The organism is Kaistia granuli DSM 23481 (genome assembly GCF_000380505.1).
In the GTDB taxonomy this organism is placed as follows: Bacteria; Pseudomonadota; Alphaproteobacteria; order Rhizobiales; family Kaistiaceae; genus Kaistia; species Kaistia granuli.
The window spans coordinates 41282-56570 of sequence record NZ_AQYH01000019.1 but is presented as its reverse complement, the minus strand read 5'-3'; the positions used below and the strand labels follow the sequence as shown (position 1 = coordinate 56570).

The 15289-nt window shown below is 64.8% G+C and carries 12 protein-coding genes; 8 read left to right on the top strand and 4 right to left on the bottom strand.

What is annotated here, in order from left to right; genetic code table 11:
* Positions 1–23 precede the first annotated feature (23 nt).
* The 3 genes from G342_RS0120740 to G342_RS0120730 all read left to right on the top strand — a co-directional run bounded on the left by G342_RS0120740 (position 24) and on the right by G342_RS0120730 (position 3246).
* Positions 24–1322: a glycosyltransferase family 2 protein gene (locus G342_RS0120740; protein ID WP_083931308.1), complete on the top strand. Its 1299-nt coding sequence runs from the start codon at positions 24–26 to the stop codon at positions 1320–1322.
* A gap of 144 nt (positions 1323–1466) precedes the next feature.
* Complete coding sequence (locus G342_RS0120735) at positions 1467–2678, top strand: NADP-dependent isocitrate dehydrogenase (RefSeq protein ID WP_018185091.1); 1212 nt, start codon at positions 1467–1469, stop codon at positions 2676–2678.
* A gap of 115 nt (positions 2679–2793) precedes the next feature.
* Positions 2794–3246, top strand: coding sequence for a GNAT family N-acetyltransferase (locus G342_RS0120730; RefSeq protein WP_018185090.1), 453 nt, complete (start codon positions 2794–2796; stop codon positions 3244–3246).
* A gap of 34 nt (positions 3247–3280) precedes the next feature.
* On the opposite strand, the gene G342_RS0120725 is transcribed toward G342_RS0120730, so the two are convergent.
* Positions 3281–4045, bottom strand: coding sequence for a YbaY family lipoprotein (locus G342_RS0120725; protein WP_018185089.1), 765 nt, complete (start codon positions 4043–4045; stop codon positions 3281–3283).
* A gap of 909 nt (positions 4046–4954) precedes the next feature.
* Between G342_RS0120725 and G342_RS0120715 the strand changes: the two genes are divergently transcribed.
* From G342_RS0120715 to G342_RS0120695, 5 genes are all read left to right on the top strand, one after another.
* Complete coding sequence (locus G342_RS0120715) at positions 4955–6016, top strand: ABC transporter ATP-binding protein (protein WP_026304657.1); 1062 nt, start codon at positions 4955–4957, stop codon at positions 6014–6016.
* Between the two features lie 94 nt (positions 6017–6110).
* Positions 6111–7427: an ABC transporter substrate-binding protein gene (locus G342_RS0120710; RefSeq protein WP_018185087.1), complete on the top strand. Its 1317-nt coding sequence runs from the start codon at positions 6111–6113 to the stop codon at positions 7425–7427.
* A 71-nt stretch (positions 7428–7498) separates the two neighbouring features.
* Positions 7499–8431, top strand: a complete 933-nt coding sequence (locus tag G342_RS0120705) for a carbohydrate ABC transporter permease (protein ID WP_026304656.1) — start codon at positions 7499–7501, stop codon at positions 8429–8431.
* A 10-nt stretch (positions 8432–8441) separates the two neighbouring features.
* Complete coding sequence (locus tag G342_RS0120700; RefSeq protein WP_018185085.1) at positions 8442–9350, top strand: carbohydrate ABC transporter permease; 909 nt, start codon at positions 8442–8444, stop codon at positions 9348–9350.
* Between the two features lie 185 nt (positions 9351–9535).
* Positions 9536–10264, top strand: a complete 729-nt coding sequence (locus G342_RS0120695) for an SDR family oxidoreductase (protein WP_018185084.1) — start codon at positions 9536–9538, stop codon at positions 10262–10264.
* Here the strand turns inward: G342_RS0120695 and G342_RS24865 are convergent.
* The 3 genes from G342_RS24865 to G342_RS0120680 all read right to left on the bottom strand — a co-directional run bounded on the left by G342_RS24865 (position 10261) and on the right by G342_RS0120680 (position 15249).
* The gene (locus tag G342_RS24865) at positions 10261–12054 is read right to left on the bottom strand and encodes a cation:proton antiporter domain-containing protein (RefSeq protein ID WP_018185083.1); all 1794 of its coding nucleotides are present in this window, start codon (positions 12052–12054) and stop codon (positions 10261–10263) included. The two genes, G342_RS0120695 and G342_RS24865, sit on opposite strands and share 4 nt — an antisense overlap.
* 38 nt (positions 12055–12092) lie before the next feature.
* Complete coding sequence (alaS, locus tag G342_RS0120685) at positions 12093–14747, bottom strand: alanine--tRNA ligase (protein ID WP_018185082.1); 2655 nt, start codon at positions 14745–14747, stop codon at positions 12093–12095.
* 142 nt (positions 14748–14889) lie between these two features.
* Positions 14890–15249, bottom strand: a complete 360-nt coding sequence (locus tag G342_RS0120680; RefSeq protein WP_018185081.1) for a GFA family protein — start codon at positions 15247–15249, stop codon at positions 14890–14892.
* Between the last annotated feature and the right edge of the window lie 40 nt (positions 15250–15289).

The window sequence follows — 15289 nt, the reverse complement described above, 5'->3', positions numbered from 1 at the left end:
TCACCACTTTTCAGGGCACCCAAGTGACAGCCACCTTCACCGGCGACACGTCGGCGCAATTCACATTGGGGGGGATTCCATCGACGCGGCTTGCGGCCCCAGGCGAACTGAAGCTTCCCCTCGTCTCGTTCATCGTCCGAAACTGGAACTATGCGGGCTTCATCGACGCAACGCTTCAGTCGATCCAGGGCCAGGACTATCCCCGCTTCGAGGCGATCGTCGTCGACAATGCCTCCACCGATTCAAGTCGGGACGTCATCCGGAAGACCGTCGGCGACGACCCTCGCTTCACGGTCATCCACTCGCAAACCAACCTCGGACCACTCGGCGGCGCGCTGCGCGGCTTGGAGGCGGCCCGGGGCGAGTTTGTCGTGTTCGTCGATTCCGACGATACCTTGCTGTCAAACTTCGCCTCCATGCATGTCCAGGTTCATCTCGCTGGCCGCCTGAACATCGCGTTCACCTCCTGCTGCGCCCTCGAAACGACCCGCGACGGCGTGATGGTCAACGGCCACCGCGAGCGGACCATGCTAGCACGACCGGAAGCCCAACAGGATCTCAGACCAGCGGCATTCGTCCCGCGCCTGGCAACGATCGACGACGCCACCTACGCGCAGCTCGCGCGCGGCACGACCATTCTCGATCCCCGCATTTCGATCTGGCACTGGCCCTGGTCGCCTGGCACGTCGAACATGTACCGACGCTTCATGGTCGACCTCGTCGCGCCGGTCTGCGACGATCCCGATCGGTTGCGGCGGCTGGCGGCCGATGGGCACTACAATCGGCTGTGCCACTTGCTCGGCGGCTCTGCCATCATCGACGTGCCGCTTTCGACCTATCGGGTTCACGACCAAAATTTCTACGCTTCCGCACCCAGCCTCCGCTACATGGGCACGAATGGCGGTCCGGCGTCGAATTTCGGCGGACTTCGTATCCGCGAGTTGATCCGGGTCCTAGTGACGCATGCGGAGGATTTCTCGTGGCGGATCGGCGCCGACCGCTACTGGAATGCGCTCGGGATGCTGCTCCAATATCCCCGCCATACGAGCGACCCGGACGATGGCACCAAGGCCACGGCGTTCCTCGCAGAGCAGTTGCCGCGACTGAACGCCGTCTTCGGCGAAAAGCAAACCCTGCGCCAGTTGGCGAAGCGCACGTCGCCCCGCCTGCTCGGCGCCGCACTCCGACAATGCCATGGCAGCAACATGCCGTTCGGAACCCGCCGGGAGCTTCCGTTCCTTGGTCTCAGGCGGCTCAAGGGTCGGATCCGCGAAAAGCTCCGGAAGTGGCGCGGGCGTGGAGGCAATGCCACTCATTCGTAACGCTCCTTCCCGGGCTTCCCGCCTTTGCGGGGTTTGAGCGCGATGCTATAGGGGTGCCCGCACCATCCTTCGGCGCTGTCCTGCCGCACGCGGCCTTGCCGCCGGCAGCCAGGGTCGTCCAACCCAGAAGCGAGGCCTTCCTCCATGGCGAAGATCAAGGTAGCCAATCCCGTCGTTGAACTCGACGGCGACGAGATGACCCGGATCATCTGGCAGAACATCAAGGACAAGTTGATCCACCCCTACCTCGATCTCGACCTCCAGTATTTCGATCTGGGCATCGAGCATCGTGACGCCACCAACGACCAGGTGACGATCGAGGCAGCCGAGGCGATCAAGAAGGTCGGCGTCGGCGTCAAGTGCGCCACCATCACGCCGGACGAAGCCCGCGTGAAAGAGTTCAACCTCAAGGAGATGTGGAAGTCGCCGAACGGCACCATCCGCAATATCCTCGGCGGCGTGATCTTCCGCGAGCCGATCATCTGCCAGAATGTGCCGCGCCTGGTGCCGGGCTGGACGCAGCCGATCATCGTCGGCCGTCATGCCTTCGGCGACCAGTACAAGGCGACGGACTTCCTCGTCCCCGGCAAGGGCCGGATGACGATCAAGTTCGAAGGCGAGGACGGCACCGTCATCGAGAAGGAAGTCTTCAAGTTCCCGGGCGCCGGCGTCGCCATGGCGATGTACAACCTCGACGAGTCGATCCGCGAGTTCGCCCGCGCCTCGCTGAACTACGGCCTGATGCGCAAGTACCCGGTCTACCTGTCGACCAAGAACACCATCCTCAAGGCCTATGACGGCCGCTTCAAGGACCTGTTCCAGGAAGTGTTCGATGCCGAGTTCGCCGCCGCCTTCAAGGCAGCCGGCATCACCTATGAGCATCGCCTGATCGACGACATGGTCGCCTCGGCCCTGAAGTGGTCCGGCGGCTATGTCTGGGCCTGCAAGAACTATGACGGCGACGTGCAGTCCGACACCGTCGCCCAGGGCTTCGGTTCGCTCGGCCTGATGACCTCCGTGCTGCTGACGCCCGACGGCAAGACCGTCGAAGCGGAAGCCGCCCACGGCACCGTGACGCGCCACTACCGCCAGCACCAGCAGGGCAAGGAGACGTCGACCAACTCCATCGCCTCGATCTTCGCCTGGACGCGTGGCCTCGCCCATCGCGCCAAGCTCGACGACAATGCCGAACTGGCCAAGTTCGCGCTGACGCTCGAGAAGGTCTGCGTCGACACCGTCGAAGCTGGCGACATGACCAAGGATCTGGCGCTGCTCGTCGGCCCCGACCAGAAGTGGCTGTCGACCACCGGCTTCCTCGACAAGGTCAGCGAGAACCTGACCAAGGCGATGGCATAAGCCAAGGCCCGTTCGGGGAGCCCAGCTCCCCGATCAAGCTCAGGACAAGGGCGGCGCTCCGCCCTTGTCCCCTTCCTTGCCGATTGCCTTCCCCGGTCCTGAATAGGATGTCCGCATGCGTGTCGTGATCCGCCCACTCGCCAGCACCGACCGCGAGGCGTGGCGGCCGCTCTGGCAGGGCTATCTCGATTTCTACCAGCGGCCGCTGGCGCCCGAGATCTCCGATCTCACCTGGGCCCGCCTGAACGATCCGGCCGAGCCGATGTTCGCCCTCGGCGCCGAGATCGACGGCGACCTCGTCGGCTTCGCCCATGCCGTGATCCATCGATCGACCTGGCTGGCCGGCCATTCCTGCTATCTCGAAGACCTGTTCGTCAGCCCCGCCAGCCGCAGCGGCGGCGTCGGCCGAGCGCTGATCGAGGCCGTGGCTCAGGAGGCCGGCGTGCGCGGCTGCGACCGGCTGCACTGGCTGACCCACACCGACAACGCCACAGCGAGACACCTCTACGACAAGGTCGCCGCGCATCTCGGCTTCGTCAGCTACCGCCGCAGCCTGCTCGACAGCTGACCTGCGCCTCGCCGAAGCCGCCAGCGGCCGGGTGCTACAGGCGGGACAAGACGACGATCGAATTGCCTCGCCCGTCGAGCAGGATCAGCTTGCCGCGAGCCGGATCGACGCGCCAGCGACGCACATCCTCCAGTGCAGCGATGAATTTCCGTTCCTGGTTCATGGCAGCCGGCGTGCAGGCCATCCGCGTGCTGGCGATCGCGCCAAACCGGATCGTGTCGCCGGCGATCTTCGCCTGGCCCGACATGCGATTGCAGCCGCCAGTGCCGCTGACCCGGCCATTCGGGCCGATTTCAAGCACGGTCTGCAGATAATCGATGACGCCGCCCCGGCGGATATCCTCGGCGAGCCAGCGCCCGGCCGGGCTGCCGGCGGGACGCGGGGCCGCCTGGCCACCGAGGCGCTGGACGGGAATATCGATCCGGTCCGGCCCGCCGATCTCGACCGAATGGCGGCTGGTCGAGGTGAACCACAGCCTGTCGCCGACCGAGATCGTCGCCCGCAACCCATAGCTGTGACGCGGCTTCAGCCTGGCCTCGTCGAAACGGAGGCGGTAGGGAATCGGCACCGGGCCGCGCGGCCGGAAGCTCGTCCGGGCGATGGTTCGCGACGGCGCGTCGGCCAGGGAGACATCCAGCAACTGGACCTCGACCCGCGCGTCCGGGGGCAACGCCATCCGTTCGCGATCGATGACGGAGCCATGCAGGGTCCGCGTCGCGGCAACGGCAGCGACCGCGTTCGCCCCGACGAGAAGCAATGCGACGGCGATCGCCGCCAAACGGAAGCCGATCTGGCGCATGACGCTTTCTCCCGACACAGTCCCCATCCGACTACCTGACACGAAAGCGCCGCCGAACCACAAGCCCTCTTCGGCTCAGGCTTCCTGCGGTATCGCTCCGGGAACGGACGCCGACCGGCCATCGCGGTGGTCGACACGCGCGGATGCGATCGCGATATCGAAGCGATCGACGAGCGGGAAGACGTCAAAGAAAGTCAGGGCGAGGATCGATAACACGATTACCCTTTACGCGAACGTCAGCACGTACGTGGCGGACGAAATCTACGAGCGATCGATCCAATATGTCAAAATATCGATAGTTTACCATCGCAACGCGGGCAAAAAATGAACAAATCAATTTCCATATTGCATCGCAACAAATGCACAGTCTCACACGTTATTTGAAACAGACAGTTGGCCCGATGTTGACCGGAGAGAAGAACTTTGCGTAGGATCCAGTGGACTGTGCGGCATACCACTTGGTCAGGCAGAGGGAGAGACTGTCTAGGATGCGTTGCCGGAGCTCACGCCAGGGTGTGAGCGGTGGAGGATGGCTATCTCTGGAGCGGTATTTGCCACGACGACGCATGGAGGTGCGCGTTGTCCGTGAGCCCATCGGCAAGCCTTGCGACGCGACTGGATCAGCCCGAAGTGGCTGGGCGTTCGTTGCGGCCAAGCCTGAGTTTTCTCCTGCTACTCACAACCACCGCGGGTTGAGACTGGCGCCACCAGACGTCCCGCGAGCTTTTCGCAGGCGAATACTGGCGGCCGGCATGAAGACACCGTCACCAAGCGTGACACGCATTCGATGCCTGCAGGACATCCATCTCGGCGCCGCGTTTTCTCGGCGCATGACGTCCATGCAGCGCATCAATCGCCGCCGGATTCCATCCGAAGGCGGCATCGGATCTAAGTTCTGGGAGGACGTGTATGGCGTCAGTAGAATTCGTTAACGTGAAGAAGTCGTTCGGCGCACAACCGATCATCAAGGGCGTCGACGTCCAGATCGATGACGGCGAATTCGTCATCCTCGTCGGCCCGTCCGGCTGCGGAAAATCGACCCTGCTGCGCATGCTCGCCGGGCTCGAGAACATCACTGCCGGCGAAATCCGCATTGGCGACAAAGTCGTCAACCAGATGCCGCCGAAGGAACGCGACATCGCGATGGTGTTCCAGAACTATGCGCTCTATCCGCATATGACGGTCGCCGACAACATGGCCTTCTCGCTCAAGCTGAAGGGCGCCAGCCAGGCGACGATCGACGAGCGCGTGCGGCCCGCGGCCGAGATCCTCGGCCTTACCCATCTGCTCCAGCGCTTTCCCCGGCAGCTCTCGGGCGGCCAGCGCCAGCGCGTCGCCATGGGCCGCGCCATCGTGCGCGATCCGCAGGTCTTCCTGTTCGACGAACCGCTCTCCAACCTCGACGCCAAGCTGCGCGTGGCGATGCGGGCCGAGATCAAGGAGTTGCACCAGCGGCTGAAGACCACCACGGTCTACGTCACGCACGACCAGATCGAGGCCATGACCATGGCCGACAAGATCGTCGTCATGCATGACGGCATCGTCGAGCAGATCGGCGCGCCGCTCGAACTCTATGACCAGCCGGTCAACCTGTTCGTCGCCGGCTTCATCGGCTCCCCGTCCATGAACATGATCAAGGGACGGGTCGACACCGCCGACGCATCCCGCTTCATTGCCCAGGATGGCACGGTCCTGCCGGTCCGCAATCCGGCCGACAGCATGAAGGGCCGGGATCTCGTCTACGGCGTCCGCCCGGAGGCCATGCGGCTCGATCCGGCCGGCGTTCCCCTGCAGGTCCTGGTCGTCGAGCCGACCGGCTCGGAGACCCAGATCATGGCCAAGCTGGCCGGCGCCGACGTCACCTGCGTCTTCCATGACCGCGTCGCAGCCAGGCCAGGCGACACGCTGCATGTCGCGATCGACACCAATTCGACGCACATTTTCGATGCCGCAAGCGGACTTCGGCTCTAGGACGCCGCCGGACTCATCGGCGTAGCGATCCCGGCTGCATCCGCCGAGATCGCAGTTGTAAAAAAAGAAAATCGCGAGTTAGCAGGAGGAAACAATGACCCTGAATAGACGAGACCTTTTCGTAACGACCGCCGGCCTGGTGGCCGCGGCTGGCTTCGGCAAGCTCGGCATGTCGCCGGCCTTTGCCCAGGCCGCTGCGCCGGTCTACACGCCGGAAGCCGGCGCCACGCTCCGCCTTCTGCGCTGGGTGCCGTTCGTGGCGTCGGAAGAAGCCGCCTGGCTCGAGAACACCAAGAAGTTCACCGAAGCGACCGGCGTCGAAGTCCGTATCGACAAGGAAAGCTGGGAGGACATCCGTCCGAAAGCCGCCGTCGCCGCCAATGTCGGCTCAGGCCCCGACATGGTGATGAGCTGGTTCGACGATCCGCAGCAGTATCCGGACAAGCTGGTTGACGTGACCGAGCTCGGCGAATATCTCGGCGCTACCCATGGCGGCTGGTATCCGGGCCTGGAAGGCTATGCCAAGCGCGACGGCAAGTTCATCGCCCTGCCGCTCTGCGCCATCGGCAACGCGATCGTCTATCGCGACAGCCATATGAAGGCAGCCGGCTTCAACGAGTTCCCGACCGACACCGCTGGTTTCCTGGAGCTCTGCAAGGCGCTGCAGGCCAAGGGCACGCCCGCCGGCTTCCCGCATGGCAAGGCCGTCGGTGACGGCAACAACTACGCCCATTGGCTGCTCTGGAGCCATGGCGGCCAGATGATCGACGACAAGGGCGCCGTCGTACTCAACAGCCCGGAGACGCTCGCCTCCGTCAAATACGCCCAGGAACTCTACAAGACCTTCATTCCGGGCACGGAAAGCTGGCAGGACGTCAACAACAACCGTGCCTTCCTGGCCGGCCAGGTATCGCTGACCGCCAATGGCGTGTCGGTCTACTACGCTGCCATCAAGGATCCGAAGATGAAGGAGATCGCCGAGGACATGCGATCGACGAACCTGCCGATCGGTCCCGTCGGCAAGTCGATCGAACTGCACCAGGCGTCGACGCTTTCGATCTTCCAGCACACGAAGTACCCGGAAGCCGCGAAGGCCTATCTGCAGTTCATGTATCAGGCCGATAGCATGAACCGCTGGATCGAGGGCGCCAGCGCCTATTGCTGCCAGCCGCTCAAGGCATTCGCCGCCAACCCGGTCTGGACCAGCAACCCGATCCACGAAGCCTATGCCAGGGCTTCGGAGTCGCTCCGTCCGAACGGCTATGCCGGTCCGCTCGGCAGTGCTTCGGCGGCAACCATGGCGGACTACGTCCTCGTCGACATGTACGCCACTGCGGTCACCGGTCAGATGTCGCCGGAAGACGCCATCGCCCAGGCCCAGCGCCGCGCCGAGCGCTACTACCGCGCCTAAGTCGATACCGATGTCACCCGCCGCTCCGGCGGCGGGTGACATCGGGCCAAAGCCCGGATGCGGAGACGTCCATGAGTACTGCCCCTATCGCAAAACCGCAGACATTCGCCGGCGCATTCTTCCAGAGCAAGAATGCGCTCGGGTTGATGTTCATGCTGCCTGCCGCGGTTTTCCTTCTCTGTTTCCTGACTTACCCGCTCGGTCTCGGCGTGTGGCTGGGTTTCACCGATACGAAGATCGGCCGCGACGGCATCTTCATCGGCCTCGAGAACTACGCTTTCCTCTGGGATGACCCCGTCTTCTGGACCGCGGTCTTCAATACCGTCCTCTACACGTTCATCGCCTCGGTGCTGAAGTTCGTGCTGGGCCTCTGGCTCGCGCTGCTGCTCAACGAGAAACTGCCCTGCAAGTCCTTCTTCCGCGCCATCATCCTGCTCCCCTGGGTGGTGCCAACGGTTCTTTCGGCGCTCGCCTTCTGGTGGATCTTCGACGCCCAGTTCTCGATCATTTCCTGGTCGCTGATGAAGATGGGCTGGATCGATCAGCCGATCAATTTCCTCGGCGATCCGACCAATGCGCGCGCTTCGGTGATCGCCGCCAATGTCTGGCGCGGCATTCCCTTCGTCGCCATCTCGCTCCTGGCCGGATTGCAGACGATCCCCGCCTCGCTGCAGGAGGCCGCCTCGATCGACGGCGCCACCAGCTGGCAGCGCTTCCGTCTCGTGACCCTGCCGATGCTGACCCCGATCATCGCCGTGGTCATGACTTTCTCGGTGCTGTTCACCTTCACCGACTTCCAGCTGATCTACGTGCTCACCAAGGGCGGTCCCGTGAACGCGACCCATCTGATGGCAACGCTGTCGTTCCAGCGCGGCATTCCCGGCGGACAGCTCGGCGAAGGTGCCGCCATCGCAGTCGCCATGATCCCCTTCCTGCTCGCGGCGATCATGTTCAGCTTCTTCGGCCTGCAAAGGCGGAAGTGGCAGCAGGGTGGTCAGGACTAAGGAAAAAAACATGGCCGCTACCGCGCGCAACACGACACAAGCCAACGCACCGCTCGTCGACGACGTCGAGGGCATGAGCTATCTAAGCAGCCTGCCTCGGCGGGTCGTGACGATCTATCTGCCGCTCGCCGTCTTCGTCTTCGTCCTGCTCTTCCCGTTCTACTGGATGGGCATCACGGCGGTGAAGCCGAACGAGCAGCTCACCGACTACGACCAGTACAGCCCGTTCTGGGTCGTCTCGCCGACGCTCGACCACATCAAGTACTTGCTGTTCGAAACCTCCTACCCGGGCTGGCTCTGGAACACGGTCCTGGTCGCTTTCGGCTCGACCATCCTCTCGCTGGCAGCGGCGGTCTTTGCCGCCTACGCCATCGAGCGGCTGCGGTTCACCGGATCGCGTCCAGTGGGATTGCTGATCTTCCTCGCCTATCTCGTGCCGCCATCGATCCTGTTCATCCCGCTCGCCGTCATCGTGTTCAATTTCGGCATCTATGACAGCAAGCTGGCTCTGATCTTCACCTACCCGACCTTCCTGATCCCGTTCTGCACCTGGCTGCTGATGAGCTACTTCCGCTCGATCCCCTACGAGCTGGAGGAAAGTGCCTTGGTCGACGGCGCCTCGCGCTGGCAGATCCTCAGCAAGGTCATCCTGCCGCTGGCGGTTCCGGGATTGATTTCGGCCGGCATCTTCGCCTTCACCCTGTCCTGGAACGAGTTCATCTACGCGCTGACCTTCATCCAGTCCTCGGAGAACAAGACCGTGCCGGTCGGCGTGCTGACGGAGCTGGTTCGCGGCGACGTGTTCGAGTGGGGATCGCTGATGGCGGGCGCCCTGTTCGGCTCGCTGCCGGTCGTCATCCTCTACTCGTTCTTCGTCGATTATTACGTATCGTCGATGACGGGTGCCGTGAAGGAATGACGGCGAGCCCGTTGCACTGTCGGCCTGGCCCCGTTCTCCGCTAGAACCAGCCCCGCCGACAAGAAGCCGCCCTGCCCGGGCGCCGCAGCCTTCCGCCGCGGCGCCCGTTTGCCTTTCACGACGCTCGCGGACTCGCAGAACGGCGTGCCGGACGCTACGCTTCCTCGACAGTCGAGGGAGGAATCATGTCTGAGTTCACGGGTAAGCGCATTCTGGTAACCGGCGCCGGCAAGGGCATCGGCCGCGCCACAGCCGAACTGCTGGCCGAGTATGGCGCGACGGTCGTGGCGCTCTCGCGCGATCCGAGAGATCTGGAAAGTCTCGCCGCGGCGATTGGCTGCGAAACCATCGCCGTCGATCTCGCCGACCCGGTCGCAACCCGGATCGCCGCGCGCTCGGCACAGCCGATCGACCTGCTGGTCAACTGCGCCGGCACGACCATTCTGGAACCGTTTCTCGAGACCAGCGTCGAGAGCTTCAACCACCTCTATACGGTCAACGTCATCGCCGCGGCGATCATCGCCCAGGAAACGGCGCGCAGCATGATCGATCGCGGCGTCAAGGGCGCGATCGTCAATGTCTCGTCGCTGTCATCCTGGATCGGCTTCGCCGACCACGCCGCCTATTGCGCGTCAAAGGGCGGTCTCGACGGCTTGACCACCGTGATGGCGAACGAACTGGGCCGCCAGGGCATTCGCGTCAACGCGGTCAATCCCTGCGTGACGCTGACGCCGATGGCGGTGAAGGCCTGGAGTGATCCCGCCAAGGCGGACCCGATGCTGTCGCGCATCCCGCTCGGCCGCTTCATCGAACCGCGCGAGGTAGCGGAGACAATCGCCTTCCTGCTCTCGGACCGCGCCTCGATGGTGAACGGCGTGACCCTGCCGGTCGATGGCGGCTTCTTGATCAACTAGTCCGAGTCGGGGCTGCTGTCGGGCGGCAGGTTCGGCCCGATCGCATCGGGATCGTCGCCGCAGCGAAGCCTGGCGTGGACGATCTCGCGCGCCATCGCCAGCCGCTGTTCCACCGCGTCGCCCGGCAATCCCATCGTCGCGAGCAGGTCGCCGGCCAGCTGTAGACTGGCCTCCAGAGCCTCGGGCACCACGTGGGTGGCACCGAGATCCAGCAATTGACGAGCGTGGCCCACACTGCGGGCGCGCGCGTGCACCACCGCCTGCGGCCAGTTCTCCAGCACTACACTGATCATGGTTTCAGCCACCTTGCCGGCGTCCGGGGTCACGACGAAGGCAACTGCCCGATCGCCGCCGACCTTGGCGAGGATCTCCGGCCGCGTCGCATCGCCGAAGAAGACTGGTTGCCCCTCCTTCTTGCCCCGCTCGACATTCGCGACATTGAGATCGAGAGCGACGAAGGGAATGTCTTCCGCCTGGAGCAGGCCGCCGACCATGCTGCCGAAGCGGCCAAACCCGCCGATGATGACGTGTCCGGAATATTCCGCGTCGGCATGGACACCGTGCAAAAGGGAATGGCGGCGGTGGTCCAGCTGTCGACCGATGCGGGCGCCGATGACGCCGAGCATGGGCGTGAACAGCATGGAAAGCGCCGCCACTGTCGTAGCAAAATGCGCGACGTCACCGTCGATGACGTGTTCGCGATAGGCAAGCGCGAACATCACGAAGGCGAACTCGCCGGCGCCCGCCAGCAGGAAGGCCAGCTCGATTGCGACCGGGACCTCGACCCGATTGAGGCGGGCCGCGACATAGGCCGTCACCATCTTTACGGCGAACAGGACCGCCAGCGCGGCGAGGACCATCGCCCCGTGATCGATGACCATCACCAGATCTATGGTCATGCCGACTGTCATGAAGAACAGCCCGAGCAGCAGGTCCTTGAACGGCTCGACCTCGACATCGAGCTGATGGCGATATTCGCTTTCGCTCAACAACAGGCCGGCGAGGAAGGCACCAAGAGCCGAGGACAACCCGGCCGCGGATGTCAGCGCGCCGGACCCGACGATGATCAACAGGGCGATGGCGATCAGCAGCGTCCGGTTGCCCGTCGCGCCTGCCAGCCGCATCAGCGGCCTGACCAGGAAGCGCCCGAGCGCCAGAACGGCGACGACGACGGCGATGGCAATGCCGATACCCTGTATCAGGGCAAGACCGACGCTGGCACCCTCCGTCGCCCCGGCGTTGCCGAGGATGCCGACGACGATGACGATCGGCACAACCGTCAGGTCCTGCAGGATCAAAACACCCAGCGTCGTACGGCCTGCCGCAGCGCCGAGCCGCTTATGTTCCACCAGCGACTGGGTGACGATGGCCGTCGACGACAACGCCAGCGCCATACCGAGAACGAGCGCATCGTCGAACTGATAGCCGGCGAGCGCCGCCAGACCGTAGATGACGGCGGTGGCGAGGATGACCTGCAGGCCGCCGACACCGACCATCAGTCGTCCGATCGCCCGCAGGCGAGTGAACGACAGCTCTAGCCCGATGGTGAAGAGCAGGAAGAGCACGCCGAGGTCGCCCAGCATCTGCAGGCGCGAGACGTCGGAGATCGCCGCATAGCCGAAGATCGGCCAAGTCGCGGCCAAGTGGCCGAAGCCACCGGGACCGACCGCGACGCCGGCGATCAGGAAGCCCAAGACGACGCCGAGCTTCATATACTGGAACAACGGGACAATGACCCCCGCGGCGACCAGGAAGACCAGAAGTTCCCTGCCCGCCGCGACCTGTTCCACAGCGTCGTCCTTTTCCGGGGGCGCTGCCCCCTCAGCTGTTAACCGGCCAGAACGGCCTCGATCGCCGCGAGCGCGTCGTCCGCCTTGGCGCCATCCGGACCGCCGGCCTGCGCCATGTCCGGCCGGCCGCCGCCGCCCTTGCCGCCGAGCGCGTCCGACCCGGCGCGAACCAGGTCGATCGCGCTGTAGGTACCGACCAGATCCTCGCTGACGCCGACGACCAGACCGGCCTTGCCGTCATCCGAGACGCCGACGATCGCCACGATGCCAGAGCCTACCGCCTTCTTGGCGTCGTCGACGAGCCCCTTCAGATCCTTCGGCGCGATGCCCGAGACGACGCGGCCGAGATAGCGGACCGAGCCGACTTCGCGCACACCGTCGCCGGCCGCCTGGCCCGCTCCGCCGCCGCCGAGCGCCAGCTTCTTCTTCGCCTCGGCCAGTTCGCGCTCGAGCCGGCGCTTGTCCTCGACGAGCGCTTGAACACGATCGGCCGCCTCGTCCGGACGCACCTTCAGCGCCGCGGCGACCGCCTTCAGGCGCTTGTCCTGCAGCTCGAGATGATCCCGCGCCGCCTTGCCGGTCAGCGCCTCGACGCGCCGCACGCCGGCCGCCACCGCGCTCTCGCCGATCAGCGTCACCAGGCCGATCTCGCCGGTGCGGCCGACATGGGTGCCGCCGCAGAGCTCGACCGAATAGGCCTTGTTGCCGTCCTCGCCCATCGAGACGACGCGAACCTCGTCGCCATACTTCTCACCAAACAGCGCCATGGCGCCGGAATGCATCGCCTCGTCGCGATCCATCAGACGGGTGACCACGGGCGCATCCTGCAGCACCACCGCGTTGGCGATGTCCTCGATCGAAGCGAGCTCGCTCTCGTCGATCGGCTTCGGATGGCTGAAGTCGAAGCGCAACCGCTCCGGCGCGACCAGCGAACCCTTCTGGGCGACGTGATCGCCGAGCACGCGGCGGAGCGCGGCATGCAGCAGATGGGTCGCCGAATGGTTCGAGCGGATCGTGCCGCGGCGGTCATGATCGACGATCAGGCGCACTGCATCGTCCGTCTTGACGGTACCGCTCTCGACCTGGCCGATATGCACGAACAGGCCGTCGGCCCGCTTCTGCGTGTCGGAGACGCGTACCACGGCGCCGCCCTCGGTCTCGATCCGGCCGGCATCGCCGACCTGGCCGCCCGATTCGGCGTAGAACGGCGTCTGGTTGACGACGATCGACACCGGCTCGCCGGCCTTTGCCTCGCCGATCTCGGCGCCGTCGCGCACCAGCGCCAGCACCTTGCCCTCGGCGGCCTCCGCCGAATAGCCGAGGAACTCGGTGGCACCGAGCTTGTCGCGCAGCGAGAACCAGACCGTCTCGGTCGCCGTGTCGCCAGAGCCCGCCCAATTGGCACGAGCCTCGGCCTTCTGCCGCTCCATCGCCGTCTGGAACGCGTCGGTATCGACCGCGATACCGCGGGCGCGCAGCGCGTCCTGCGTCAAGTCGAGCGGGAAGCCATAGGTGTCGTAGAGCTTGAACGCCGTCTCGCCGTCGAGCGTGGCGCCGCTGGTCAGCGTACCCGTCGCGTCATCGAGCAGCGTCAGCCCGCGCGCCAGCGTGCGGCGGAAGCGGATTTCTTCCAGCCGCAGCGTCTCGGTGATCAGGGCCTCGGCGCGCAGCAGTTCCAGATAGGCCTGGCCCATCTCGCGGATCAGCGCCGGCACCAGGCGCCACATCAGCGGCTCGGCCGCGCCGAGCAGATGCGCATGCCGCATGGCGCGGCGCATGATGCGACGCAGCACATAGCCGCGGCCTTCGTTCGACGGCAGCACGCCGTCGGCGATCAGGAAGCTGGTCGCGCGGAGGTGGTCGGCGATGATGCGGTGGCTGGCGCGGTTGGCGCCTTCCGCCGGCACGCCGGTGGCCTCGACCGAGGCGCGGATCAGCGCCTTGAACAGGTCGATGTCATAGTTGTCGTGCACGCCCTGCATGACGGCGGCGACGCGCTCAAGGCCCATGCCGGTGTCGATCGACGGGCGGGGCAGCGGCACGCGGTTGCCCGGCGCGATCTGCTCGAACTGCATGAAAACGAGATTCCAGATCTCGATGAAGCGGTCACCGTCCTCGTCCGGGCTGCCCGGAGGGCCGCCGGGGATGTGATCGCCGTGGTCGAAGAAGATTTCCGAGCACGGGCCGCACGGACCGGTATCGCCCATCTGCCAGAAATTGTCGGAGGTGGCGATGCGGATGATCTTGTCTTCCGACAGGCCGGCGATCTTCTTCCAGAGGCCGAAGGCCTCCTCGTCATCATGGTAGACGGTGACGCAGAGCTTCTCCTTGGCGAGGCCGAACTCCTTGGTGACCAGCGTCCAGGCGAGCTCGATCGCCCGCTCCTTGAAATAATCGCCGAAGGAGAAATTGCCGAGCATCTCGAAGAAGGTGTGATGCCGGGCGGTGTAGCCGACATTGTCGAGATCATTGTGCTTGCCGCCGGCGCGCACGCATTTCTGCGAGGTCGTGGCGCGCGGATAGGGCGCGGCCGAGCGGCCGGTGAAATAGTCCTTGAACTGGACCATGCCGGCATTGGTGAACATCAACGTCGGATCATTGCGCGGCACGAGCGGGCTCGACGCGACGATCTCGTGACCGTTCTTCTGATAGAAGCCGAGATACGCCGACCGGATGTCGTTGACGCTGCTCATGAACTGACCCGCCTGCTACAGAGGGCAGCGCGCGTGGTTCCGCGCCCTGCCGAAGGAATTGTGCGGGCGTTTGTAGCGATCGCTAAGCGGACTGTCCAGAAAGCGCGTGAGCCGTGCTTAACGCCGCGCCGGCCGGGCTGGATCAGACGCTGCGACCGTCGAACGGAGTGACCGTCACCGTCGAAAGATCGATGTCATCGAGACAGCGGACATTGACCGCCACCATCGCGGAACCGTCCGGAGCGGTGCCCCGCCCGAAGGAGCCGACGCCGCAGCGTGAACAGAAGAAATGGTGGATGCGGCGATGGTTGAACTGGTAGTCGGAGATAGACTCGGCGCCCGTCTCCAGGTCAAAATCCGAGGCCGGCACGAAGGCGAGCCAATGGCCGCGTTTCTGGCAGATCGAGCAATTGCAGCTGATGGCGGCATCAAAGGCGCCGCGCGCCGTGAAGCGGACATCGCCGCAATGACAACCGCCGCTCCGGATCTCGCGCTCCGCCATCCCTGCCATCCTCTGTCGGCCGCCGCGTGTCCGGTGAAGG